Below are 25620 nucleotides of genomic sequence, written 5' to 3'. Positions count from 1 at the left end.
TGCGCTCTAATCAGCAGCGGCCACCGCATAGCGGCTGGCCAGCCGGCTTTCACCCAGGCCACTTTTGCGGGTGACCACCAGCTGGGTGGGGATGCGCTCTTTCATCGCTTCAATATGGCTAATCACGCCAATCATCTTGCCGCTGGCATTGAGGTTATCCAGCGCATCCAGTGCAATATCCAGCGTTTCGCTGTCCAAAGTGCCAAAGCCTTCATCCAAAAATAGCGAGTCGATGCTGGTTTTATGGCTGACCAGATCGGACAGCGCCAGCGCCAGTGCCAGACTGACCAGAAAGCTTTCGCCGCCAGATAAGGTGCGGGTATCGCGCACCGCATCGCCTTGCCAGGTATCCAGTACGCAGAGCTCCAGCCCTTCGCCGGCTTTGCGCTGCAACTGATAGCGGCCATGCAACCGCTCCAACTGCTGATTGGCCAGATAAATCAAATGATCCAGCGTTAACCCCTGGGCAAACTTGCGGAATTTGGCGCCATCGCGTGAGCCTATCAACCCATGCAAATAGCTGAGATCGTCCAGCTGCTCGCGCTTGGTGCTGATGTCTGACAGCAACTGCTGCTGCTCGCTGCGCAGCCGCTCATCCTGCTGCAACTGGCCGCTGATGCCGCCAAGCTGCTGGTTCAGGGCATCCAACTGCTGGTGCAGGCTATCGAGTTGCTGCTCGGTGTCGCTGGCATCGGTTTGGGCATACTGGCTGGCATGGGCATCATCCTGCAATTGCTGCCACTGCCGATCGAGCTGCTGCCTGGCAAATTCTGCTTGTTGCTTTTGCTGCAGCAATTGCTCACGCAGTTGCTGCAGTTGCTGCTTATCTTCAGGGGTGAGCAGGGCGCGCAGGAAGCTTTGCTCGTCGACAAAAATTGAAGCCTGCAAGGCCTGCTCAAATGCCTGTCGCTGCTGCTGGCTGCGCTCTTGCCATTGCTGTTGGCTCTGTTGCAGGCTTTGGATGCTGGCGCTTAGCTGATCCCAGGCCTGTTGTTGCTGCTGACGTTGCTGCTCGGCTTGCTGCAGCTGGTGCTCAGCTTGCTCCAGCCGCTGCAAGCTTTGCTGGCGCTCGACAGCGGGATCTTTATCGGCAAACAGCTGCTGCCGTTGCTTTTGTAATTGGCTGAGCTCTGCGTCACTTGCTTTCAAAGAAGCACTGCGACTTTGCAGCCACTCTGTCAGCTCCTGCTGTTGTTGCTGCAAATACTGCTGTTCGCTTTGCTGGCGCTCCAGCTGCGGTTTTAACTCGTGCAGCTGTTGTTGTTTGTGTTGCCACAGCTCAGCATCCTGCTGTTTTTTTACAAGGAAGTCGGCAAATTCAGCCGGCGCTGGCATGCTTTGCTGCTGTGCCTGCAGCAGTTGGCTGATGTGTTGCCACTCGGCGCTTAGCTCTTGTTCCAACTTACTGAGCGCGGCTTGCTCGCTGGTCAGCCGCTCTTGCTGCTCTGTTTGCTGCTGATGGCACGCCTGGTACTGCTGCCTGGCTTGCTGCAACTGGTGTTCGAGTTGCTGGCAGTGCTGCTGTTGTTGCTGTAATTGCTGGTTCAGTGTGCGCAGTTGCTGAATACGGCCGCTTAGCTGCTCGAGCTCTGCCTGCTTGCTGCTCAAAAGAGCGCTTAGCGCTGTACCGTCGTCAATCGCCATCGTCGCTGGTACGGCGGCCTGCCTGGCCAGGCACTGCTGCCACTCCTGCTGCAATTGCTGTTGTTCAGTGACCAGTTGCTCGCAGGCCGTCTGAAGCTCAGCCTGATGGCGCTGGCAGCTATCCAGTTCAGCCCGCAGTTGTTTGCCTTGCTCTTCCAGGGCTTTGAGCTCAGCCAGGGCTTGATCGCGCTGCTGAAGGTGCTCCGTCGGGTTGTACGCATGCCCATCCAGCGCCGGGTGCTGCTCGCTGCCACAGAGCGGGCAGGGGCTGCCGGGTGCAAGCTCCGAGCGGTACTGCGCCAGTTGCTCATCTTGCGTCACCAGCTTGCTAAGAGCCTCGCTCAGTTGGCGCTGCTGGCGGTATTGTGTTGTCAGGTTTTGGTGTTGCTGCTGCAATGCTTGCAGGTTTTGGCTCACTTGCTGCAACTTCAGCTGCTTTTCCTGCTGCTGGGCGGCGTTTTGTTGGTCATGCTTTTGCACTTGCTGCAAGGCATGCCAGTGAGGCAACTGCTGGTTGATGGCATCCCGTGCGGCTTCGTCCTGCTCCAGTGGACGGCCTTGCCCGATATCCTGCAGCAACTGCTTTGTCTCTGCTACTTGTTGCTGCGCGGGCTGCAGCTGTTTTTCCAGCGTCTGGCAGTGGTTGCTTAGTTCCGCTGCTTTGGTGCTGCTGCTTGCCAGTTGCTGTTGGCAGTCCGTCCGCTGTTGCTGCTTTTCGCTCAGTCGTTGTTGCAGTTGCAGGCAGCTTCGATGCAGCTGTTGCAAGCGGCCCAGTTCACGGCCAAGCTGCGCATCGGCCTGGTGCTCCTGCAGATAGCTATCCAGTTGCTGCAAGGTTTTGGTCAGCTCTGTCAATTGCCGGGTTTTGTCACTAAGTTGCTGCTCCAGTTGCTGCAACTTTTGCTGCTGGCTGCTGTACTCTGCCTGCTGTTGTTGCTGCTGAGCTGTCCGTTGCTTCAGGCTCAGATCCAGCGGCACAACTTGCTCGCTTAGTAGTTGCTCCAGTGCTTTGTGCTGGCTTTTGGCTGCTTGTAGCGCTGCCTGCTGTTGCTGCATTTCGCTGGTTGCACTTTTGAGCCGGGCTTCCTGCTCGGGCTGCTGCTGTTGGCGCTCGTTTAACTGCTCTTCGGCTTGCTGTGCATGCTGCTGGCTGTCTTGCCAGCGCTGATACAGACCACGCAGCGCCTCGGCGGGCTCACTGTCGGCCAGCCGCTGCAGTGCCGGGGCGGCTTGCTGCTGCGCCTGTTCGGCTTCTTGCAAAGCGGCCTGGGCTGCTTGTTGCTGTTGTTGTGCCTGTTGGCAGGCCTTATGCCAGGCCAGTTGAGCACGGAGCTTGTCTTGCTGCTGGCGCAGTGGCTGCAGTTGTTGCTGCAGGCTCTGTTGCTGCGTTTTCAGTTCAGCTTGCTGGGTATCGGTTAGCAGCTGCATGCCATCGGCCTTGGCGCTTAAGGTGTCCAGTTGCTGTTTGGCCTGGCTGAAACGCTCGTGCACCAGCATCGAGATCTGGCCATAGATTTCGGTGCCGGTCAGCTCTTCCAGCAGTTCGGCGCGCTCGCTTTCATTGGCCAGTAAAAAGGCGGCAAATTGGCCTTGCGACAACATCATCGAGCGGGTAAAACGGGCAAAGTCCAGCCCGGTCAGTTGCTCGACTTGTTCGTTTTTTTGTTTTAGCTGGCTGGCCAGTACCTTACCGCTTGCAACTTCCGCCAGCTCCACATCGGCCGGTTGCAGCTTGCCATCGGCCTGGCCGCGGGCGCGGCGCATGCTCCAGTGAGCGCGGTAGACGGTGCCTTTGACCTCAAATTCCACTTCGGCCAGGCAATCACTACAGCCGCGGGTCATAATGTCGTTGCTGCTTTGGGTGATAAGACCTAGCCGTGGCGTTTGGTGATAGAGCGCCAGGCAGATCGCATCCAAAATGGTGGTTTTGCCAGCGCCGGTTGGGCCGGTGATGGCAAACAGGCCATTGTCGGCAAAAGGCGGCTCAGTAAAATCAATGCGCCACTGGCCCTTTAAGGAGTTGAGGTTGGCAAATTGCAAACTCAGAATTTTCATGCCGGGCTCTCCCCGCTATCTCCCTGTGCAAGATCATCCAGTATCTGAGTAAACAGCTGCTCCAGCCGGGTTTTTCGGGCGCAGGTGTTTTCATCGTCGAAGTGCTCCAACGCCAGCCGGCGCTCAAACACCTGCTGCGGAGTCAGCTCGGTCAGGGTTTCCTGTTGCTGCTGGCTTAGCGACTGGCGCTGTTTGCTGCGGGCCCGGCGCAGCTGCAGTACGTCCACCGCTTTCCCGTCGCAAAGCGCCTGAATGCGCTGCTGCAGATTGGGCAGGTAATCATCCAGTGTGACTTCAATGCTGAGCCAGGTAGGCTGGTCGGCTTGCTCTGGGTACTGGCTAAGTTGCTGTTCCAATTCGCTCAAATTGCCTTTTAGCAGCGCCATGGGCTGAAAGCGAGGTACCTCAAGCGGTGTCACTTCCTCAAGTTTGTCATCGGCAAATTGCACCAGCAGCACCTGCTTGCTGCTACCCAGCTCATCAAAACTGAGTGGAATCGGCGAGCCGCTGTAGCGAATATGTGGCTTTTTACCAACGATTTGAGGTCGGTGAATATGGCCAAGGGCAATGTAATCGGCCGGTGGAAATGCATCGGCGGCAAAGCCATCCAAGGTGCCGATGTAAATATCGCGCACCGACTCGGACTGGCTGACCCCTAAAGCACTTAAGTGGCCTGTCGCCACGATCGGCAGTGGCTGTGCTAACGCCTGGCGCTTGGTCAGGGCCAACTGGTACAGCTGTTGGTAGTGCTGCGAAATGGCGGTGCCCAGCGCCTGGCGCTTGGCAAGACCACTATCGCCGGCACGGCTTTGCAGCACATCGCGCGGCCGGACAAAAGGCACGGCGCACAGCAGGGCACCAGGGCTGCCATCGCGTTTTGGCAAGGTCAGCAGTTGTTGTTCGGGTTCATCCGTGACACTGGCCACCACATAGGTATTGAGGCAAGCCAGCAACTGGCGCGATTCATTCAATACCGATACTGAATCGTGGTTGCCGCCCAGCACCACCAGGCAGATACCAAGCCGGTTGCAGGCCACTACAAATTCGTTGTACAGCTCGCGGGCATAACTGGGCGGGGTGCCGGTATCAAACACATCACCGGCCACCAGGATGGCATCGACCTGCTGCTGCTCTGCCTGTGCCAGCAGCCAGTGCAAAAACGCCTGATGCTCGGCTTTACGGCTTTTGGTAAAAAAGCTTTGGCCGAGGTGCCAGTCGGAGGTGTGGATAATTTTCATACAAGGCATGCTGATGAACGATAGACAGAGCCTTAGACTACCATAATGGCTTCATTTTTAAGGGACCTTTGCTGGTTTCTGCTGAAAAAAACAGGCAGCGCGGGCTGCCTGTTGCTTCCTGACTTAGATATATGCATTCACATGCGTTGCAAGCGTCGCCAGTCACGAATGACTTCCCAGCCCGGAAACAGAGCGATAATCAGTAAAGTGATGGTGATGCTGCGCTCCAGCTGCTCCGTCGTCAGCCAGGGCAGTTGGGCCGGCACACCGCTTAAGAAAGGACTGGTCCATGCCAGAATAACAATGGCTGTTACCAGCAGGGCATTGAGTGCCAGGTTGGATTTCAGCAGGGCAGCTGACCAGTAACGCTGCTTCAGTTGCCATGCACTTAGGGCAATACCCAGCAGCAGCAAAGGGCTAAAGGCCTGCAGCAAGAAACGACTGGTGATGCTGAGCTCTACCGATGCAAGGTTCTGCCCAAAAACCGGGTACCAAATCAGCAGCAACAGGAACAAGTACGTCGCCAGATCGGTGAAAATATCACTTAGTTCAATTTGTTGCCAAGGTTTCGCTAATTGAGGCAGCTTGGCAGGATCCCAGCTGGTTGTAGACTTACAAGCACTGCCTTGCTCTTTCCCAATCATCCAAAAAATCAGTGTGATCACACTAAAAGCAAAGGTCGCATCGCGAATAAATCCGCCTGCCATATGCTTTAACATCAACAATAGCCCAACCTGTTCATTGCCAAGCCAAAGCAGGCTGGATTGAATGACCTGGATCAGGAACAGAATGCCAAACACCATGGCCAGGGTGTAACTAAATAACGGCATCAGCCCGATTGGGATTAAAGGGGTTGGCGGGGCAAACTGATGCGCCATTTGTTTCGGCGGACCAAGCTGTTTCAATACGCTGTGTATTCGTTCTTCATCCGTTAGGCTGGGCGCTTGCTCTTGCAATGCATCCAGCTGATCGAGAATATTGGCTTTTAATTCGCGAGTGACATCCTGCTGTTTTTCTTTTGGCAGCTCTTGCTGCACGGCGGCCAGATAGCGTTCTAATAAGTCCATGGCTAGTGCTCCAGTAGTGGCCCTAAGGCGCTGTTTAGTTGTTGCCATTCTTGCGTTAACTGCGTCAGCAAATCGGCGCCTACTTCTGACAGTTGGTAGTAGCGCCGCTCCCGGCCTTCGCCCTGACGCCACTCGCTGTCCAGCAGGCCCTGATCGGCAAGTCGGCGCACCAGCGGGTAGAGGGTGCCTTCGTCGATCTCAATACCGGCATCCTGCAGTTGCTTGCGCAGCGAGTAGCCGTAGTGCGGGGCTTTCAGTGAGCTAAGTACCGCCAGTACCAGCACACCGCGCCGCAGTTCCAGCCGCATTTTGTCCAGTTGCGCTGAGGTCATCGTTGATTCCTGCTTACTGTGTGCCACATACTGTATGTGGCACAGTAAAAATATACTAGGTGACACACAGTAAAGGTGTCAAGGTTGTTTTGTGGTTTTTTTGCACAAAAAAGCCGGCGCAGGGCCGGCTAGTGAGTGAATATGCGTTGTTAAGCCTGATACAGCTCCAGCGGCAATCCATCCGGATCCTGGAAGAAAGTAAAGGCTTTGTCGGTGAAGGGATCGATGCGAATGGGCTCGACGGCGACACCTTGTTGTTCCAGATAAGCTTTCACCTCGGCGACATCCTCCACCACAAAGGCTAAATGACGCAGGCCTTGCGCTTCGGGTTGGCTCGGCCTTGGCGGCGGGGATGGGAAGGAGAACAGCTCCAATTGACCGCCATCCGGCAGTTGCAAATCCAGCTTCCAGGAGTTGCGCTCGGCTCGGAAGTGTTCGGCCAGAATGGGCAGTTGCAGCAGCTGATGATAAAAGGTTTTCGAGCGCTGGTAATCCGAGCAAATAATAGCAACATGGTGAATGGCTTTTAGCACAGCGGCTTGCTCCTTTCTAAGAACACAAAGTGCAACAGGCTCTTTAACAATTGGTCACAGTCTTTAGTGTCGAAGTGGTTATAATTTCGCCATGACTTGTGCCGGGGAGCTTATGATGCGTGTTTTTTATGTGGTTTTATTGCTGGGGTTCGTTGCTGGCTGTGGTGATTCCGATACGACCACACCACCCGTGCAGCAGCAACCAGAACCTGCTGGTTACCAATACAGTCAGTCCAGTGTAGCACGTCAGTTGGTACCAGAGCTAACGGCTGCCGAATTTGACCAGTTGATTCAGGACAACACCGAGTTTGCCCTGGCGCTGTATCAGTGGCAGGCCGAACGCAGGGACAACGTTTTTTTCTCGCCTTTGTCCATTTCGCTGACCATGGCCATGAGTTTTGCCGGTGCCAGGCAGCAGACGGCGACTGAAATGGCCTCGGCACTGCGCTTTCGCTTGCCTGACTCGAAGCTGCACAGTGGTCTGAACAAAGTGTTGCTTCATTTCGATGATGTCTCTGCTGGCGAACACCCGATGTCGCTGCAGCTCAATCAAGCCAGTTGGTTGGAGCAAACGACAACCCTATTGCCAACTTACCTGGATCAATTGGCGCTCTACTATGGTGCCGGTGTCTATCAGACCGACTTTATCCAGCAACCAGAGCAAGCCAGACAAGCCATTAACCAGTGGGTCGCCGAGCAAACCCAAGATAAAATCAATGAGCTGCTACCAGAGGGCAGTGTCAGCCCGGATACCCGGCTGGCACTTCTTAATACCATCTACTTTCAAGCCAATTGGGCGCAACCCTTTGCGCCTGAATCAACCGAAGCCGCGTCCTTTTACCAACTAAGCGGCAGCAGCGAGCAGGTGCCTATGATGCGTCAGACAGCCATTCGTGCCGGCTACAGCGAGGGGGCTGGTTATCAGGCCATGCGTTTGCCCTACGCCAATCCAAACTTTTCGATGCTGCTGCTGTTACCCGCCGAAGGCAACTTTAATGCTTTTGAGCAGCAGCTGACCACCGCGCGCCTTGATGCTATCCGTGCCGAGTTATCCGAGCATTTGGTGGATTTGGAAATGCCAAAGTTTGAATTAAACCAGCAGCTTAATCTGACATCCGCCCTGCAGGATTTTGGTATGCAGGAGGCATTTCAAGCCGATGTGGCCGATTTCAGCGGCATCAGTGACAGCATGTCGTTGTTTATAGGCGGGGTTGTGCATCAGGCCGTTATTGCGGTTGATGAATTTGGCACCGAAGCGGCGGCAGCGACAGGCATCACCTTTGAGGTAACCAGCATGCCACCTTTGGCCGAGTTGGCGCTGAACCGGCCATTTATCTATCTGATTGAAGAGCACGAGACCGGCGCCATTGTGTTTATGGGCCGGGTGCTGGCCCCTTGATGCAGTTCAGTTGGCGTTCACCCGGTCCGGCTAAGCTGTGGTCTGAATTAGTGTTCTTTCCAGTTAATAAGGACTATCCATGAAAAGTATGCTATTAACCGCCATTCTGATGTTGGCGCTGCCGTTAAGCAGCCAGGCCAGCCCCTTGCCGGACTTTCCATTTGTGACCGTTACCGGCACGGCTGAGATGGAAGTGGCGCCAGATTCGGCCCGCATTACGCTGATGATCCGGGCCAACGCCGAAACCGCAGATGCCGCCACCAGCTCGGTCTATCAGCAAGGTCGTAGCCTGCTGAACTATTTAGCCAGCAAAGGCGTGGATTTGGCCGATATTGAAGCGGCTCAGATCAACAAAGAGGCGACCTATAAGGACTACAGCAGCCGCATCATTACCGGCTATGCGGCAACGCAGCCGGTGGTGGTGCAACTGCGCAGCCTGGAGCATTACGTCGACGTGATGGATCATCTGTTCAGGCAGCCGGCTATTTTTTCCATTCAGGGCCAGTTTGAAACCAGTCAAAAACAGCAGCTGGAGCAAGAGCTGATGGCCAAAGCCGGCGCCGATGCCCGTCAGCGGGCAGAGCGACTGGCAAGAGCCCAGGGTGCGGAAATCCACTCGGTCTTTGCCATAAATGAAGGCCATCGCAGCTGGGGAAATTTGGGCTCTGATTTTGGTTTTGGGGCGGGCAGCGGTGTCTATGGTGTGATGCGAACGGCCAATGCCGATAGAGCCGAAAGCAGCCTGGTGCTGCCCAAACACATTCGCATTCAACAATCGGTGCAGGTACTTTACCGTTTGCAGCCTTAAGGGTTGTCAGGGCAGGGGCTCGGGCTCCATGGCTTGGCACGCCCGGGCCAGAGCCATTGCCGTTGTCGCTGCAGCGGACTGAAGGTATAGCGGTCTGGGGCAGGCAGCAGCCGTTGCTGGCATTGAACCTCCAGCTGATAAATCTGGCCCTGTTCAAACTGCGTGAAGCGGGCTGGTTGCCCTTCTTGTTGCAGCAAGATGCAACTGGCCCCGCTGTTATCGCGATAGTCCTGACTTTGCAGCCCTTGCTCGCCTTGCAGGCCCTGAACCAAAATCAGCGGCACGGCCTGGCAACGCAGGATATGCACCATGCTATCGCCCTGACGGTAATGCAAAACAGCCGCGCTTGGCTCGGTATCGGGGAAGTCTGTCTCGGCGGTGTAATGCACAATGCTGCAAGCCGATACACTGAGTAATACCGCTAAAAACACAATTTTCATCTTACCCCCATAGCATTGCCACCAGGCGCATAGCCAACGAAGGATCCTGCCAGTAGGCGGTATGGGCCAGTAACCAGCGCTGGCCGGTATGGACATAGTGACCATGCAGCAACCAACCTTTGGCATCACAGCCCTGGCGGTAGCGTAACTCGACGGGCCCCTCGGTGCCTGCCACCTGAACTTTATTGCCAAACACCCGGCCACTGACGATGGGATCATGCCGACTGTAAAAATTGTGCCAGGGCAGACGCTCATGCGCAGCAGGCACAGGGTTCAGCTCAATTTTGGGGAAAATTTGCCATGGGCCCAGCGTCAGTGCCAGTCCGAGCGGGCTGCCCAGGGTTACCAGACCCTGTACGGGCCAGAGGCGGCGATCCTCGCCGGCAAACAAGCCGGGCTCTGCCAGCATTTCATTCAGCACCTGCAAGGCATAAAAGCTGCCTAAGCTGTGTGCCAGCAGCAACACACGGTGCCCTTGTTGGTGCGAGTCCAGAATTTTCTGCCGCAGGCCTGCGCGGATGGTGGCGGCTGTGCTGCCCTGGCCAGCGGCAATCACCACATCACCAATTAAGTCCACCGTCATGGTCAAGGCCCGACGGCGGAGTGGGCGGCCTTTGGCAATCGCGCTAGCCAGCTGCTTCGCCAGTTGCACCGTCGGGTGCGCGTCGTTGGTATCTTCGTACAGGTATTGCAGCACCTGGTAGTCTTCACGAATATGACTGGCGGCTAACACCGGATCAATCAGGGCTTGCACCTGTTGCGCCAGTTGAATGCTTGCGTTGCTGCCGGTTTGCACACCATGCACCACCAGAATTCGTGGCGGCTTGCCAAGGTCAACGGCCATAAAAAGCACCAAAATTTAACGGAATCGTTCAATCTTAGTACAAAGGATGGCCAGATCAACCGGGCAGGGAGTCAGGCGTTACGCGGCAAAGCGTTGTTGCAGGTAGGCGATAATGTCGTTGGATTCATACAGCCATGTTGCCTCGCCCTGTACTTGCTCAATGCGCAAACAGGGCACTTTCACCCGGCCACCACCGGCTTCAAGCTCAGCTTTGAAAGCTGTGTTGTGTTGCGCATCGCGCTTTTCGATGGGCAGGGCAAGTCGGGCGATTTCTTTGCGGACCTTGATGCAAAAAGGGCAGGCCGCAAACTGATACAGTGCCAGTTGCTGGCAGGCGGCATCGACCTCAGCCTGGGCTTCGGGCTGCCGTTTTATCGGAGCGGGTGTGCTGAGCTTTTCAGCGATAAGCATAAAGGGGGTGAGGATAAGACGGACAACACGAAAAAAGGACCGGATCAGCACGCGCATAGCAGAACTCTGTTGGTGGTTTGAGGGAATTGTTCAAGATGCAGCATTTTATCATGGCAGGCAGCTGAAACCCAGTTAAGTGGTCATCGAGTAGGTAGCTTGCCCTCTGTTTCTGGCATGCATCATGGTGTAGCATTGGCTTTTTTGGCAAAAGTGAGTTGTGATGACCGAATCGATTTATGCCATTGGCACGGTAGGCACCCCCTGGGGTGAGGCGGAAAAAGCGCTGTGGTTAAGCCAGCAAAGCATTAAGCGCAGCTATCTGCAGCAAGTGGCCAGTGAGCTGGACGCATTGCCGGATGGTTTTGAGCTGGTTTGTTACGGCCAACTCGATTACCGTCGCTTTGATGCCAGCGAATACCCGCTGTATGCAGTGAAAAGCAAGCGTTGGGATCCGGCCAAAACCTCTGTGTTGGTGACAGGGGGCGTGCATGGCTATGAAACCAGTGGGGTGCAGGGTGCTTTGGCGTTTTTGCAGCAGCAGGCGTCTGAGTACAGCCAGGCATTCAATCTTTTGGTGCTGCCATGTTTAAGCCCCTGGGGCTATGAAACCATCAACCGCTGGAACCCCAAAGCACTGGACCCAAACCGTTCTTTTATCAGCAATAGCCCGGTGGCTGAATCGGCGCTGGCCATGGCCTATGTGCACTCGGTAAGCAAGCACTGGCTGGCGCATATCGACTTGCACGAAACCACCGACAGCGACAACAGCGAGTTTCGCCCGGCCAAAGCCGCCCGTGACGGCACTGTGAATACCAACTGGAACATTCCGGATGGTTTTTATCTGGTCGGCGATACCAAACAGCCGGCCGCTGATTTTCAGCAAGCCATTAATGAGGCGGTGGCCAAAGTAACCCATATAGCCGAGCCGGATGAACAGGGCTGTTTGATTGGGGAGCCGGTGGTGCAGCCAGGCGTGATCTTGTACGACACCAAAGCAGCTGGTCTTTGTGCTGGCATGACGGATGCTGCTTTTGTTACCACCACCGAAGTCTACCCGGATAGCCCGCGCAGCACACCGGAAAACTGCATTCAGGCGCAGCAGGCAGCCATCTGTGGTGCCCTGGATTACCTGCTCAAAGGTTAACAGCCTATCTGCCAGTTGCAGCAGAGCTGTTAGCAACAGCCCGGTTCTGCTGCAATGCCTCCTCACAGGTTGCCAGCTTACCGAATTTCAGCTAGTTGTTAATAGGGCCGCGTTTTTTAAGCGTTTAAAATTGTTGCAGCAGATATCTTTAGGCTGGAGGCGTTATGTTGGCGAATTTGTCGATCCGTTATCGGTTGTTGTTGCTAATTGGGATCCCATTGTTGGCCATGCTGTTGATGGTGGCCTTGTCATTGTCGAGCATGCAAAGCATCAATCAATCGACGCAGGAATTGCACTTTGAAATGCAAGAGCAGCAAATGCTCACCGAAGTCAGACAGAGCCTGGTAGCACAGCCGATGCTGGCGCTGTTGAGTTACCAGCAAGGCCAGCAATCTGCAGCAGAAACGGCGCGTCAATTGCAAGCGGGCTTAGCGCAAAGCGAACGGACCTGGCAACAGTTTCGAGCCGTTGAGCTGCCAGACAATGAAATGGTGTTTGTGCGTCAAGCTGAGCAAGTACTGCCTGACCTTCGCAATAGTCTGACAGCCTTTAGCCAGGCGCTGCAAAGTGGCGAGGATTACAGTGCTTTAGTCATCGCACTGGTTGGGCAGTCCGAACGCTTGCAACGCCCACTCAACGAATTGCTCGAAATTCAGATGGCGGACGCCAATGAATTTGCTGCCGAGGCTCAACACCAATACCAGAGCAATATGCGACTTTTTTTTATAATCATTGCCGTTATTCTTTTGGTGGTTGTGGCACTTGCCTTGTTGGTTTACCGTTCCATCCAACATCCGTTGGAGCAGCTAAATCAGGTGATGCAGCAAGTTGAGCACAGCTCGGACCTGACTCTAAGAGCCAATCAGGATGGCCGTAATGAACTATCGACTCTGGCTCAATGCTTTAACCGCTTAATGGGGCATTTCCAGAAGGTGCTTTTTGATGTCGAGGGCGCTTCCAACCAGGTAGCGGCGGCATCGGAGCAGCTCAGCAGTGTCAGTCAGGAAGTCAGTCAAATAGCTGCCAGTCAGGAGATGCAAACCGCCCAGATAGCCACCGCCATTACCGAAATGGCGGCAGCGGTGCAGGAAGTGGCGCGCAGTGCTCAAGTCGCATTGGAGTCCACCGAAACCGCCAATGAGCAAGCCTCTGATGGGCTTAATGCGGTGGAAAAAAATATGGAAATTATGGAGCTGCTATCAGGTTCTATTTTGGGTACTGCAGAGCGGCTCAAAATTCTGGATGAGCGCATTCAGGAAATTGCCAAAGTGATTGAAGTGATTCAGGGCATTGCCGAGCAAACCAATCTGCTGGCTTTGAATGCCGCCATCGAAGCGGCCAGAGCTGGCGAGCAGGGGCGTGGTTTTGCGGTGGTCGCCGATGAGGTTAGGGCGCTGGCTTCCAATACCAAACAGTCGACCGAAAGCATTCAACAAACCATGGAGCGTTTGCGCCGTGGTGCCAATGAAGCGGTGGAAGCCATGCAAAGCTCGTCGACGCAAGCCGATGAAAGCTTAGTATCGTCGAAAGAAACCGGCGGCTCTTTCCAATCGGTTAGCAAGGCCATTCGTCAAGTGGTGGATGTGAATGTACAAATTTCCACAGCCACCGAAGAGCAGGCCAATGTTGCCAATGATATTACGGAAAGCGTGAACACCATGGCTTCCAGTGTGACGGAGGTAGTGACCGGTGCCAATCAGTGTGCCCAGGCCAGCGCCGAATTATCGGAGCTAGCGCAGCGGTTAAAAGACCATGTTAATCGCTTTAAAATTGCGAGCTAGGAAATACCGCGTTTTTTCCTGGAAACTAGTTGCCAACCAACCCAACCGGAGGACAGCATGACGCGTACTTTGCTAATCTTGCCTGCCGTGTTATTCAGTGCTCAGACGCTCGCCAACGGCGGCCTTTTTCTGGTGGATGATGCCGCCATCACCGATGAAGGGCGATGCAGCCTGGATGCCTGGTGGACCCGGCAGGAGGGGGCTGGTGCCGGTACGGTGATCCCGATGTGTACCCGCTCGGGTTTTGAGTGGGGACTACCGCTGACCTTTGCTTCTGGCAGTATCACCGCTTATGGCCTAGAGGCCAAGACGCTGTTGGCAGCGCCAACAACGGATAGTGCTTTGGCCTTTTCTACTGGTCTGATGTTGGCCAGGGATGGACACCGGCTGGAAGAAGTCTTCATCAATCTGCCTTTCAGTCAGCAGTGGTTGCCCTGGCTGGAGCTGCATGTGAACCTGGGGGCTCTCTATCAGTACCAGGAACGCGACCTGGCGCTCAGTTGGGGAGCGGCGGTCACAGCGGCACTTTGGCCTGAGCTGGCCGTCATTCTTGAAAGTGCCGGCATTGGCCGGGAAGACCCAACCCTAGCTGCAGGGCTGCGCTGGCAGCCCATGGAGCAGTGGGAGTTGGACTTGTCCTTTGGCCGCGAGCTGGAGTCTTCCAGCAACTATCTTGCCGTGGGTTTTAACCTAGCTTTTTAAGGCAGCAGCTGCCTTAACAGCTGCTCGGCGCCTTGTTGATTCAAATAGCGTGGCACAGCATAAGTAAAACGAGCTTCTTTGAGCGCTGCGCGGGCGATGGCTGGGATATCGGTCGATTGCAATTCGGTGACCTTGTCGGCAATGCCAAAATCCTGCTTGAGCCTGCGGATGGCTGTTATCAGGGCCTGGGCTGCTTGCTGCTCAGTCGCTTCAGCGTCTGCCAGCTGACAGTGCTTGGCCATCAGCGCCATTTTTCGGCGGGCTTTGGGCTCGGAGTACTGAAGCACCGTCGGCATCACCATGGCATTGGCCAGACCGTGCGGCAGGTGGTAATAGGCCCCCAGCTGATGGGCAATGGCATGAATGTAACCGACACCGGCTACGGTAAAAGCTTTGCCGGCTAAATGCGCCGCTTCGGCCATCTGCTGGCGCGCTGCAAGATCAGCTCCGTTCTGGTAGGCTCGCGGTAGGTATTGAAAGATGGCTTTGGCTGCGGTCAGTGCCTGCTGATCGGTGGTTCGGGTCGCGTTGCGTGAGACAAAGGCCTCGACCGCGTGCGTTAAGGCGTCCATGCCGGTGCTGGCGGTGATGGCGGGCGGCAGGCCGGTCATCAGGTGGGCATCGAGCGCCGTCGCCGTCGGCAGCAAACGCACATCAATCAACGGCAGTTTGCGTTTGTTGGCCGGATCGGACACCACGGCAGCAATGGTGACTTCCGAGCCGGTACCCGCCGTGGTCGGAATGGCGTACACCGGCAGCATGCCGCGCCATACCCGCAGCAAACCGCTCATCTTAAGGACCTGTTTGTTATTTTTGGCCCTTGCCGCAATCAACTTGGCGGCATCCATCACCGAGCCGCCGCCCACGGCCAACAGCGCAGTGGCACCGCTTTGTTGCAGTACCTGGAAACCGGCTTCGATGTGCGCATTGGTTGGGTCTGGCGTGATCTGGTCAAACAGCTGGTAAGGGAGCTGCAGCCGCTCGAGCTCTGCCTGAATGGGGGCTAACACACCGAGCTTGCTTAACGCTGCATCGCTTATCACCAGAATAGCGTTGTGTTGCTGAGTCGCCATGTAAGATAACAGAGCCTGGCTGCTGTTGGCGCCACGAAAAACCTTGGGCCAGCGGAAGGGCAGCAAGGCGGTGGCCAGTTTAAAGCCCGCCATGTAGAGCCGTAAGACGATTTTTTCCAGTGCAAACAGCATGCTGCTTTCTCTTCGATTGAAAAGTACTTAAAGTAATTTGTACACCAGGCGCAGCTGCGATGCAAAGCAATTGCCTGCTGCAATGACATGGATGAATTGCATCAGGCAGATGCATGCCTTAGGCTGTAGCAAAATAAGGAGAACTTATGAAGCCACAACTACTACTGGCGTTTGGAGCTATCGCTTTGATGGGCTGCCAGCCTGCTGAGCAAAGCGCACCACAAAACACCCCGGAAGCCGCCGCTTTTGAGCAATTTTTTACAGCCTTGGCTCAGCACTGCGGCAAAGCTTACCCTGGTGGCCTGACGCTGGAGCCCGAAGGCGACGAGATGCTGACCGGCACCGAGCTGTTGATCGTGCACTTTCGGCAGTGCAGTAATGAACAGCTAAAATTACCGTTTCATATCGAGCAAGAAGCCACGCAAAGCTGGGATCGCTCCCGCACCTGGATCATCAGTCGTCATGCCGATGGCCTGGAGCTGCGCCATGATCATCGCAAGGCTGATGGCAGTGATGACACCACTACCATGTATGGCGGCTTCACGGTTGGCGAAGGCTCTGACATCACCCAGCAATTTCAATCCATCCCACGTACCGAGGAGTCCGGCTATTTTCGCGGCTGGCGCATCGAAATTGAACCAGGGGTGCGTTACACCTACGGCACCGTGCGTGGTGACAACTGGAGCTGGCGCATCGATTTTGATTTAACCCAGCCGCTTGCTGAGTTACCGCCGGCACCTTGGGGGCATGACTAAGGTATGCCCTAGCTTTTTTAGCGGCACCTTTTTTGAACAGAAGATTGCACAACGGCGCTAACTCGCGTAGATTAGCGCCCCTTTTTGCTGCAATTTACTGAGAAACGAGAACGCATGATTTCTGCCGCCAATATCACCATGCAGTTTGGCTCCAAACCACTGTTTGAAAACATTTCCGTCAAGTTTGGCCAGGGCAACCGTTACGGCCTGATCGGGGCCAATGGCTGTGGTAAGTCGACCTTTATGAAGATTTTAAGCGGTGAGCAGGAGCCTTCCAGCGGCAATGTGTCGGTTGAGCCGAATGTGCGGGTTGGTAAATTGCGCCAGGATCAATTCGCCTACGAACAGTACAGCATTGTTGATACGGTGATTATGGGCCATGAAGAACTGTGGCAGGTGAAAGCCGAGCGTGATCGCATCTACGGCAGTGCCGAGATGAGCGAAGAAGACGGCATGCGGGTAGCCGATCTGGAAGTGCAGTTTGGTGAAATGGATGGGTACACTGCCGAAGCCCGTGCCGGCGAATTGCTGATTGGTGTGGGGATTCCGGTGGAACAGCACTTTGACTTAATGTCGACGCTGGCACCGGGCTTAAAGCTGCGGGTACTGTTGGCGCAGGTGCTGTTCTCCGATCCGGATATCATGCTGCTGGACGAACCCACCAACAATCTGGACATTCACACCATTCGCTGGCTGGAAAACGTGCTGGCCGAACGCAACAGCACCATGGTGATCATTTCGCACGACCGGCATTTCTTAAACCGGGTCTGCACCCATATGGCCGATATCGATTACGGCGAGCTCCGGCTGTATCCTGGCAATTACGATCAGTACATGTTTGCCGCCACCCAGGCCCGAGAGCAGCTGCTGAACGAAAATGCCAAGAAAAAAGAGCAAATTGCCGAGCTGCAAAGCTTTGTCAGTCGTTTCTCGGCCAATGCTTCCAAAGCCAAGCAGGCCACGTCGCGTGCCAAACAGATTGAAAAAATTCAGTTGTCGGAAGTCAAAGCCTCCAGCCGGGTTAATCCATTTATCCGCTTCGAGCAGCACAAGCAGCTGTACCGGTTGGCGCTGGAGCTGCAGGATGTGAAGAAAAGCTTCGATGAGCTGCCGGTATTAAAAGGCGTCTCGGCACTGATTGAAGTGGGCGAAAAAGTCGCGGTGATTGGTGCCAACGGCATCGGTAAAACCACCTTGCTCAAGTGCTTGATGAACGAATACCCGGTCGACTCTGGCCTGGTGAAATGGTCGGAAAATGCCGAAATCGGCTATTACGCTCAGGATCACGCCTATTTGTTCCAGCAAAAAATGTCGGTGTTTGACTGGATGCTGCAGTGGAAGCAACCGCAGCAAGATGAGCAGGCGGTCAGAGCCGTGCTTGGCCGGATGCTTTTTTCCAAAGACGACATCTTAAAACCGGTAACCGCTTTGTCCGGTGGTGAAAAGGGCCGGATGATCTTTGGCAAGCTGATGCTGCAACGGCCGAATGTGCTGTTGATGGACGAGCCGACCAACCACCTGGATATGGAGTCGATTGAATCGCTGAACCAGGCGCTGCTGGACTATCCGGGCACGCTGATTTTTGTCAGTCATGACCGGGAGTTTGTGTCCTCGCTGGCGACCCGCATTATCGAAATCACCGCCGATGGCATTCGCAACTTTGCTGGCAGCTACGATGACTATTTAAAAGAGCAGGATCAGCAGCGCAACTAAACTGCATTCAAACCCGGCTTCGGCCGGGTTTGTCGTTTAAGGCTCGACGCTTTTGATATCCTGTGCTTAGATAGGGGCAGTCGCCATGTTTTCTGGCATCTGGCTGTTCGCCTACTACCGCAGGAATTGCTATGTCCTTGTTGGCATTTGCCGATCAAAGCACCGACTTCAGTCTGGCCCTCAGCGGCTCGCATCAGCCGCAGCTGGTGCTGTTGTCATTGGCTATTGCCATTTTAGCTGCCCATACCAGTTTTAACTTTGCTCAACTAATGCGTTCCAGTACATCGGATCAGATCCGCCTGCTTTGGCATGTGCTGGGCGCATTTTCGCTTGGTACCGGGGTGTGGGCCATGCACTTTACCGGCATGATGGCGTTTACACTGCCTGTGGTTGTGGAGTACCAGCTTTGGTTGACCCTGGCTTCTATTGTGCCGGCAGTGCTGGCTGCAGCGGTGTTGTTGCAAGTGGTGGCGATGCCTCAAACGCAGTGGCACTCTGTTGCTTTTGGCGGTCTATTGATGGGGGCAGGCATTGGTGTCATGCATTACACCGGCATGGCTGCTATGGTGCTGCAAGCCGAGCGACTGTACCGGCTGGATTGGTTTCTCGGCTCGGTGTTGGTGGCCGTGGCGTTGGCGACGCTGGCACTGTCTATACGTCCTTTGTTAAGTCCATTGATCCGTCAAGCTGAGGTAGTCAAAGCCATCAGTGCGATGGTGATGGGGCTGGCGATTGCCAGCATGCATTATATGGCGATGCATGCTACTGTCTATTTGGCTGCTGATCATGTGCAAGGTATCGCGGGCTTTCGCATCAGCTCAGAAACCTTGGGTGATCTGGCTGTGATGGTAGCAGTGGCTATTTTGCTGGTCGCTACCGTTGCCGTAATGATGCGGTTGCGGCTGCAGCGGGTGGAAAAACGCACTCAGCAGTCTGAGCGCATGGCAACGCTCTGGGCTCAGCGCATGCAACGTATCTCCGAGCGGGTACCTGGTTTGGTCTACCAGTTTAAACGCCATCAGGATGGAAGCTATTCATTTCCCTACGCCAGTGACGCCATCCGGGATATTTACCAAGTGACGCCACAGCAGGCCGCCGAGGATGCGGCTGCGGTGATGGCGGCGATTCATCCTGATGACTTGGAAGGCATGCTTAGCAGCATCGAGCGCTCTGCTAAAGAGCTAACCCCTTGGCAGTACGAGTACCGGGTGCTGGACGCACTTGGGAACAGTCGCTGGGTGTATGGCAGCTCCCTGCCAGAACGGGAAGAGGATGGTATCAGTTGGTATGGTTTTATCACCGATATTACTGAGCGAAAAGCAACGGAAGAGACCATGCATCGGCTGGCCTTCTACGATGAATTGACCGGTCTTTACAACCGGAAAAAAATTCTGCTTTGTTTGCAGGAGTTGCTGCTGGATATGGAGCTCGGTCAGCACTATGCAGCTGTGATTTATCTGGATCTGGATGATTTTAAACGTTTAAACGACACTTTGGGGCATCAGGCTGGCGATCAGCTGTTGCAGCAGGTCGCAGACAGGATCAAACAAGAAGTTCCGGTAACCACTTTTTATGGTCGCCTTAGCAGCGATGAATTTGTGGTGTTGCTGGGCTATTTACCCGCCAGCTTGCGCCTTGCTAAAGAACTGGCTGGTCAGCAAGCTGAGCAGTTGCTGCAGGTGTTGCAGCGTCCCTACAGCATCAGCGGCCATCAGTATTGCAGCACCGTCAGTGTGGGCGTCTATATTTTTGAACAGGCCGAACAGCCAGCCGAGTGCCTTAAACGGGCGGATCTGGCGATGAGTTATGCCAAACAGGCCGATGGCAATGACGTGTGCTTTTTTGAACCGGACATGCTGGCTGAGGTGGAGCAGCGCTTTGCGCTGGAGCAGGCCCTGACTCAGGCACTGCAACAGCAGGAGTTTCTTTTGGTGTATCAGCCGCAGGTCACCGAAGCTGGCAAAGTGCTTGGGGTTGAGGCGCTGATCCGCTGGCAACATCCAGAGCGAGGCCTGGTTTCACCTGCTTATTTTATTCCGCTGGCCGAAGAGTCGGGCCAGATAGAAGCTATCGGGCGCTGGGTATTGCAACAGGCTTGCCAGCAGTTGCAACGTTGGCAGCAGACTTTGTTTGCCGACCTCACGATAGCAGTGAACATTAGTGTACGTCAGTTTTATCAGCCTGACTTTGTCGACATGGTGGCAGGTCTGTTGCAGCACTACCGCATAGCACCTGGCTTACTAAAACTGGAGTTGACCGAAAGTTTGGTTTTGACCGATTTAGACGATGCGGTTGCCCGGATGCAACAGCTAAAAGCGCTGGGACTGCGCTTTGCTATGGATGACTTTGGCACCGGTTACTCATCCTTGTCGTACTTGTCGCGTTTGCCCTTTGATGAAGTGAAAATTGACCAACATTTTGTTCGGGAGTGCCGGGATGGCCACAAGCCAAAAGACTGGGTGATAGTGGACGCCATCATTGGTATCGCCAATACCTTTGGCATGGAGCTGGTAGCTGAAGGGGTAGAATACAAAAGCCAACAGCAGTTGCTGCATGCCAGCGGTTGTTATTGCTATCAAGGTTACTTGTTTGCCCGCCCTCAGCCGGTGACTGATTTTGAGCACTGGCTACATCAACGCCAACTGTGATGTTATTGCTGCTAGTTTTATGATTCGATGGCTTCATTTGTGCGAAGCCATCGTACCCAAAACTTTAGTGTTTAAGCATAGGCTGGGTAATCGCTGTAGCCCTTCGCATCCTGAGTATAGAAAGTGGCTGGGTCTGGTTCGGCCAGTGGCAATTGCTTAGCAAAACGTTCCACCAAATCCGGGTTGGCAATATAAGCACTGCCAAAGGCAACCGCATCCAACTGACCGCTAGCCACCGCAGAGCTGCCCTCATCGAAGCTGTAGCCCATATTGCCAATCAGGGTGCCTTGGTAGTGTTCACGGGTGACGGAGACTACATCCGCCTGTTGAATGCCGGCAAAGTCGGCCCGCATCAGGTGCAAATAGGCCAGCTTAAAGCGGTTCAGCTCACTGGCCAGATACTGCATCAGCTCAATTGGGTTATCGTCCAGCATGCTATTAAAGCTATTGAGCGGTGATAAACGCAAGCCGGTACGATCAGGGCCAATGGCATCGGTCACCGCAGCAATCACCTCAAACAATAAACGGGCACGATTCTTCAGAGGGCCACCGTAGGCATCGCTACGCTGATTGGAGCTGCTGCGTAAAAACTGATCCAGCAGGTAACCGTTGGCACCGTGGATTTCAACGCCATCAAACCCTGCTTCCACAGCATTGAGAGCCGCCTGGCGAAAGGCGGTGACAATGGCTGGGATCTCGCTGAGCTCAAGTGCACGTGGTACCGCATAAGGTAGCTTCCCTTCCGGGGTATGCACCGTATTATCAATGGCAATGGCGGATGGAGCGATCGGAGTGGCTCCGTTATTCAAGGCTGGATGACAAGCCCGGCCACCGTGCCAAATTTGCAGGAAAATCCGACCGCCTTTGGCATGCACCGCATCGGTGACTTTACGCCAGGCGCTGATTTGAGCCTCTGAGTATATTCCTGGTTCGCGCCAAAACGCTGAGTTGCCTTCGGTGATCATAGTCGCCTCTGCAATCAGCAAGCCGGCACTGGCGCGCTGCGCGTAGTAATCGGCCATGATGTCGGTAGGTACATGGTCGGCATCGGCCCGGCAGCGAGTCAGTGGGGCCATCAAAACACGATTTGGCAGGCGGAGTTTGCCAAGTTCCAGTGGGGTGAATAAGTCAGTCATAAGAAGATCCTTAGTTGATCACTTTTGAACACTATGGGGGCGGGATCCTTGCGATTAAATTGCATAAAATTCAGTTGAGTGTTCGATTTTTTGATTGTGTCGGGGCTTGGCTCGGGGGACACTGAGCCGAAGTGCCACATAACAGGATCTTCCATGATTGATTTTCGCAGCGATACCGTGACCAAACCCACTGCAGGGATGAGAGCGGCCATGATGACAGCAGAGCTTGGCGACGATGTGTTTCAGGACTGCCCAACCACCAACGCTCTGCAGGACTGGGCGGCTTCGCAGTTGGGATTTGAAGCCGCGCTTTTTGCATCCAGTGGCACCCAAACCAATTTACTGGCGATGATGAGCCACTGCCAACGGGGTGATGAAGTGATCCTGGGCCAGGACTGGCATACCTACCGCTGGGAAGGTGGTGGTGCTGCCGTATTGGGTTCCATTCAACCACAGCCATTAGCCGTGCAGGCCGATGGCTCCTTGTTGCTGGAAGACATCGTTGCCGCGATTAAACCGGACGACCCTCATTTTGCTCGCAGTCGCTTGGTGGTGGTGGAAAACACCATTGCCGGTAAAGTTTTAAGTCCTGAATACATGGCCAGTGTCGCCAGTTTGGCCAAACAGCATCAGTTGGCTTGTCATATTGATGGGGCCCGTGTGATGAATGCCGCCACCAAGCTTGCAGCGGAACGCGAACAGGATGTCTGGCAGATGGCACGCCAGCTGTGCCAGGGCTACGACACCCTGTCCTTGTGCTTGTCGAAAGGCTTGGGTGCTCCAATTGGTTCATTGTTGTTGGGTTCCAGTGAGGTCATCAAGCGGGCTCGACGTCTTCGAAAAATGCTGGGTGGCGGGATGCGGCAAACCGGCCTGTTGGCGGCAGCAGGGCTTTATGCGTTACAGCACCAGGTTGAACGATTGGACGATGATCACCGGCATTGCCAACAGTTGGCGGATGGCTTGACATCGCTGGCAGAGCGCTACGCCTGTTGGCAGGGCAAGCTGCGGTTGCAGCCGGTGCAAACCAATATTCTATTTTGCGATGTGGCACCAGCGCTGGCAGCTGAGTTGTTGCCTTATCTGAAGCAGCAGGGCGTACTCCTTAGCGGCAGCAACTACAGTCATTCCGGGACTCAGTGGCATCGTTTGCGCTGGGTATGCCATCTGGATCTCAGTGCTGCAGCGATTGCCCGCACGCTGGAGTTGCTGGAAACTTTCAGCAAGCAGCAAGAAAGCTAGCCATGATGAACTATGGATGACAGTAAGGGCATGAAGTGCTTTTCATGCCCTTATTCATGCTCGTCCGCTTGCTGCTGAAGCGCTGCTGCCACTAAGGCTTTAAACAGGTGGCGCTGGCGACGAAGAAACAGCAAAAACTCCGGGTGCCACTGCACCCCCAGCAGGTAAGGGTAGTTGGGATCTTCGATGGCTTGCACCAGTTGATCCAGATCCCGCGCCACTACCTTCAAACCATCACCGACTTGATTGATGGCCTGGTTGTGCAGGCTGTTGATTTTGCATTTCGGGCATTGCAGCAGCTTCGCCAGCAGTGAGTTGCCTGCTTCTAAACACAAGGTTTTCAGCGGCAGTACGGTCCAGCGATGCGAGGTTTTGTAGCGATGCTCTTTTAGCTGCTGATGCAGGTTTCCGCCCCGGCTGACATTTAAAAGCTGGGCACCGCGACAGATCCCAAGCAGAGGTTTGCGCTGCTGCAAAGCTTGCTTGATTACCGCCATTTCCAGAGTATCCCGCTCCGGATCATACTTAGGATGGACTTCAGGCTCAGCAGCGTAAAGCACCGGATCGACATCATGGCCACCGGTAACTACTACGCCATCGAAGTGGACGGCTTGCTCGTGCTGGGATGGCCGCAACTGCAGAGGAACTCCACCATAGAAGCGCACGGCCAGCGCTACCAAAAAGCGTGGTCCAAAAGCACCACGCTCTGGCCCCGTAATGGCAATTACCGGTTTAGCCATTGTTGCTCCAGTTGGTGTGGCCAGTCTTGCAGCAATTTACCCAGCGGCTTGTTGAGCAGGGCCAGGTAGGCGGCTACGCAGGCGCTCAGTTGGTCAGGATTGGCGACCAGTTGTTCTACTTGAATCCAGCCATTCCAGGCCCGGTGCAAGCCCCAGTCGGCTAGCTGAATTTCGGAGCTGGGTAGACGGTAATGAAAAGTTGGCCGGGCTTTGACCAGTTCGTCTTTGACGGTGGCTTTGACTCTGCTTTCATCCAGCTCCATAAAGAGCGGCAAGCAATCCAGTGCTCGGTTGCGTGTTGGGTTGTATCTCAGGTAATCGTCGATAAGCTGAGCCAAATCCGGCTGGTAATCGGCAGCCAGAATCAACTTTTGATAGGCTTTGGGGTAAGGGTTTATGTAACTGGTTAGGCGGCGGGTGACGTCGATTTGCTCTTGTTGCAGCAGCCAGTCGTGCAGGCAGACAAAGGCTTGCAAAAAGCGCAGCAAAACAGCCGGGTCTTTGGATGGGATCTCCGGGTTCAGTTGCAAGCCAAAGGCATTTTGGAATTCATCGGAAGAGCCCTTGGCCCCGCGCTGATGCAGCTGTTGAATAAGACGCTCAATATCGGTTAAGCGCTCAAATGGCAGGGGTGGGCTCACTAGCTCGAGCGGTACCAGTTGGTTGGCCAATGACGCCAGCAGCTGTTCGGCACTTTCGGACAAGCTGCCGGATTCCTGCTCGGTTTTCCCCAACTCTTTGAGTAAATGAAAGTCCAGCTCCACCACCCAATCGCCGGCTGGATCGCCGGTTAGGCGCAGATCGTAGCGGCCTTTTTGCTCGGTGTTCAGCCCGAGTTCTTTTGCGACCAATTCAGCGAGCTCGTTCAGTTCAAGGCCACTGAGTTCAATTTCTACTCCAATACGCCTCGGGTTACCCTGATGGTTGTTGGCAAAAGGCAGTGGTAACAAGCGAACTTGTTCAGTCATGATGGCTCCCACAGGTGTTTGCCGAGTTGTCAGACAAGGCTGGTTCGGTTAGGCTTAGCGCCAATTGATTATTACCAGCCTAGAGCGAGCAGTTTTCGATGTCAAATCAAAGGCTCATGCCAGTATTTAATAAGTGCATCTATCAATGATTGCTGTTCCATCGCTTTGTCCGCTGTGCCAATCCAACCAAACCCATCGGTACCATACGGAGCAGAGACCAAAGGTGCTGGTGCGCGATTATTGGCGCTGCGACCAGTGCGCACTGGTCTTTGTGCCGGCGGCCTTTCATCTGGATGCTGTGGCAGAAAAGGAGGTGTACGATCAGCACCAGAATCAGCCGGATGACCCGGGGTACCGCAAGTTTTTAGGCCGTGTATTTGAACCTTTGCGGCAACGATTGGCACCCGAAGCGGAAGGTTTGGATTTTGGTTGCGGCCCGGGGCCGACGCTGGCGCTGATGTTTACAGAGGCGGGATTTCAATGCGCCAATTACGATCTCTACTACTGCCATCAGCCTGAGTGTTTAAGCCGACCCTACGACTTTATTGTCAGCACTGAGGTGGTGGAGCACTTAAGCGCGCCCGGCCAGGTACTTGCGCAATTGATTGGGCTGCTCAAACCCGGTGGCTGGCTGGGGCTGATGACCAAACGGTTGACGACGGATGCCGCTTTCGCCAACTGGCACTATACGCTGGACCCCACTCATATCAGCTTTTTTGCCGATAACAGCTTTCGCTGGCTGGCTGCACGCTACCAGCTGCAGCTGGAGTTCTGCGGCCCGGATGTGGTGTTGCTGCAAAAGCCAGCTGGCTAAA

At 54.8% G+C, this 25620-nt stretch carries 22 protein-coding genes; 10 read left to right on the top strand and 12 right to left on the bottom strand.

Annotation, left to right across the window (positions count from 1 at the left end):
- Window positions 1-6: 6 nt before the first annotated feature.
- The 5 genes from Q3O59_RS11090 to gloA2 form a co-directional block, all read right to left on the bottom strand.
- A complete protein-coding gene (locus Q3O59_RS11090; protein ID WP_305945643.1) occupies window positions 7-3699 on the bottom strand; it encodes an AAA family ATPase in 3693 nt (1230 codons plus the stop codon).
- The gene (gene sbcD, locus Q3O59_RS11085; RefSeq protein WP_305945642.1) at window positions 3696-4937 is read right to left on the bottom strand and encodes an exonuclease subunit SbcD; all 1242 of its coding nucleotides are present in this window, start codon (window positions 4935-4937) and stop codon (window positions 3696-3698) included. The genes Q3O59_RS11090 and sbcD overlap by 4 nt, the downstream gene beginning before the upstream one ends.
- A gap of 137 nt (window positions 4938-5074) precedes the next feature.
- Window positions 5075-6004, bottom strand: a complete 930-nt coding sequence (locus tag Q3O59_RS11080; protein WP_305945641.1) for a hypothetical protein — start codon at window positions 6002-6004, stop codon at window positions 5075-5077.
- A gap of 2 nt (window positions 6005-6006) precedes the next feature.
- Window positions 6007-6336, bottom strand: coding sequence for a PadR family transcriptional regulator (locus tag Q3O59_RS11075; RefSeq protein ID WP_305945640.1), 330 nt, complete (start codon window positions 6334-6336; stop codon window positions 6007-6009).
- Window positions 6337-6485: 149 nt separating this feature from the next.
- On the bottom strand, window positions 6486-6869 hold the full coding sequence (gloA2, locus tag Q3O59_RS11070; protein ID WP_305945639.1) for an SMU1112c/YaeR family gloxylase I-like metalloprotein: 384 nt from the start codon (window positions 6867-6869) through the stop codon (window positions 6486-6488).
- Between the two features lie 112 nt (window positions 6870-6981).
- Here gloA2 and Q3O59_RS11065 point away from each other — a divergent pair, with 112 nt between their 5' ends.
- Together Q3O59_RS11065 and Q3O59_RS11060 are read left to right on the top strand one after the other, a co-directional pair.
- Window positions 6982-8268 carry a serpin family protein gene (locus Q3O59_RS11065; RefSeq protein ID WP_305945638.1) on the top strand — a complete coding sequence of 429 codons (1287 nt, stop codon included), beginning with the start codon at window positions 6982-6984 and terminating at the stop codon, window positions 8266-8268.
- Between the two features lie 79 nt (window positions 8269-8347).
- Window positions 8348-9076, top strand: coding sequence for an SIMPL domain-containing protein (locus Q3O59_RS11060; RefSeq protein WP_305945637.1), 729 nt, complete (start codon window positions 8348-8350; stop codon window positions 9074-9076).
- Here the strand turns inward: Q3O59_RS11060 and Q3O59_RS11055 are convergent.
- From Q3O59_RS11055 to Q3O59_RS11045, 3 genes are all read right to left on the bottom strand, one after another.
- Window positions 9073-9516, bottom strand: coding sequence for a hypothetical protein (locus tag Q3O59_RS11055; RefSeq protein WP_305945636.1), 444 nt, complete (start codon window positions 9514-9516; stop codon window positions 9073-9075). The genes Q3O59_RS11060 and Q3O59_RS11055 overlap by 4 nt on opposite strands.
- A gap of 1 nt (window position 9517) precedes the next feature.
- Window positions 9518-10360, bottom strand: a complete 843-nt coding sequence (locus Q3O59_RS11050) for a hypothetical protein (protein WP_305945635.1) — start codon at window positions 10358-10360, stop codon at window positions 9518-9520.
- A 78-nt stretch (window positions 10361-10438) separates the two neighbouring features.
- Window positions 10439-10828: a glutaredoxin family protein gene (locus Q3O59_RS11045; protein ID WP_305945634.1), complete on the bottom strand. Its 390-nt coding sequence runs from the start codon at window positions 10826-10828 to the stop codon at window positions 10439-10441.
- A gap of 163 nt (window positions 10829-10991) precedes the next feature.
- Here Q3O59_RS11045 and Q3O59_RS11040 point away from each other — a divergent pair, with 163 nt between their 5' ends.
- The 3 genes from Q3O59_RS11040 (at window position 10992) to Q3O59_RS11030 (ending at window position 14398) form a co-directional block, all read left to right on the top strand.
- Window positions 10992-11915: a M14 family metallopeptidase gene (locus Q3O59_RS11040; protein ID WP_305945633.1), complete on the top strand. Its 924-nt coding sequence runs from the start codon at window positions 10992-10994 to the stop codon at window positions 11913-11915.
- A 164-nt stretch (window positions 11916-12079) separates the two neighbouring features.
- Window positions 12080-13696 (top strand): methyl-accepting chemotaxis protein, encoded by a 1617-nt coding sequence (locus Q3O59_RS11035; RefSeq protein ID WP_305945632.1) that lies wholly within the window; start codon window positions 12080-12082, stop codon window positions 13694-13696.
- A 57-nt stretch (window positions 13697-13753) separates the two neighbouring features.
- Complete coding sequence (locus tag Q3O59_RS11030) at window positions 13754-14398, top strand: PA4824 family protein (protein ID WP_305945631.1); 645 nt, start codon at window positions 13754-13756, stop codon at window positions 14396-14398.
- Here the strand turns inward: Q3O59_RS11030 and Q3O59_RS11025 are convergent.
- Complete coding sequence (locus Q3O59_RS11025; protein ID WP_305945630.1) at window positions 14395-15603, bottom strand: iron-containing alcohol dehydrogenase; 1209 nt, start codon at window positions 15601-15603, stop codon at window positions 14395-14397. The genes Q3O59_RS11030 and Q3O59_RS11025 overlap by 4 nt on opposite strands.
- A 146-nt stretch (window positions 15604-15749) precedes the next feature.
- Between Q3O59_RS11025 and Q3O59_RS11020 the strand changes: the two genes are divergently transcribed.
- The 3 genes from Q3O59_RS11020 (at window position 15750) to Q3O59_RS11010 (ending at window position 20719) form a co-directional block, all read left to right on the top strand.
- Window positions 15750-16358, top strand: a complete 609-nt coding sequence (locus tag Q3O59_RS11020; protein WP_305945629.1) for a hypothetical protein — start codon at window positions 15750-15752, stop codon at window positions 16356-16358.
- A gap of 114 nt (window positions 16359-16472) precedes the next feature.
- The gene (locus Q3O59_RS11015) at window positions 16473-18071 is read left to right on the top strand and encodes an ABC-F family ATPase (protein WP_305945628.1); all 1599 of its coding nucleotides are present in this window, start codon (window positions 16473-16475) and stop codon (window positions 18069-18071) included.
- 131 nt (window positions 18072-18202) lie between these two features.
- Entirely contained in the window at window positions 18203-20719 is a 2517-nt protein-coding gene (locus tag Q3O59_RS11010; protein WP_305945627.1) for a bifunctional diguanylate cyclase/phosphodiesterase, read from the top strand.
- 71 nt (window positions 20720-20790) lie between these two features.
- Here the strand turns inward: Q3O59_RS11010 and Q3O59_RS11005 are convergent, their stop codons facing one another.
- A complete protein-coding gene (locus Q3O59_RS11005) occupies window positions 20791-21855 on the bottom strand; it encodes an alkene reductase (RefSeq protein WP_305945626.1) in 1065 nt (354 codons plus the stop codon).
- 153 nt (window positions 21856-22008) lie between these two features.
- On the opposite strand from Q3O59_RS11005, the gene ltaE reads away from it, so the two are divergent.
- Window positions 22009-23097, top strand: a complete 1089-nt coding sequence (ltaE, locus tag Q3O59_RS11000; protein WP_305945625.1) for a low-specificity L-threonine aldolase — start codon at window positions 22009-22011, stop codon at window positions 23095-23097.
- A gap of 50 nt (window positions 23098-23147) precedes the next feature.
- Here ltaE and Q3O59_RS10995 read toward each other — a convergent pair whose 3' ends face one another.
- Window positions 23148-23837: a gamma-glutamyl-gamma-aminobutyrate hydrolase family protein gene (locus Q3O59_RS10995; RefSeq protein ID WP_305945624.1), complete on the bottom strand. Its 690-nt coding sequence runs from the start codon at window positions 23835-23837 to the stop codon at window positions 23148-23150.
- On the bottom strand, window positions 23822-24805 hold the full coding sequence (locus tag Q3O59_RS10990; protein WP_305945623.1) for an amidoligase family protein: 984 nt from the start codon (window positions 24803-24805) through the stop codon (window positions 23822-23824). The genes Q3O59_RS10995 and Q3O59_RS10990 overlap by 16 nt, the downstream gene beginning before the upstream one ends.
- Before the next feature lie 229 nt (window positions 24806-25034).
- On the opposite strand from Q3O59_RS10990, the gene Q3O59_RS10985 reads away from it, so the two are divergent.
- Entirely contained in the window at window positions 25035-25619 is a 585-nt protein-coding gene (locus Q3O59_RS10985; RefSeq protein WP_305945622.1) for a class I SAM-dependent methyltransferase, read from the top strand.
- Window position 25620: the final 1 nt, after the last annotated feature.

Origin of the sequence: Alkalimonas delamerensis, assembly GCF_030717955.1 — a bacterium.
Classification (GTDB): domain Bacteria; phylum Pseudomonadota; class Gammaproteobacteria; order Enterobacterales; family Alteromonadaceae; genus Alkalimonas; species Alkalimonas delamerensis.
This window is presented reverse-complemented; position numbering and strand designations above follow the sequence as displayed.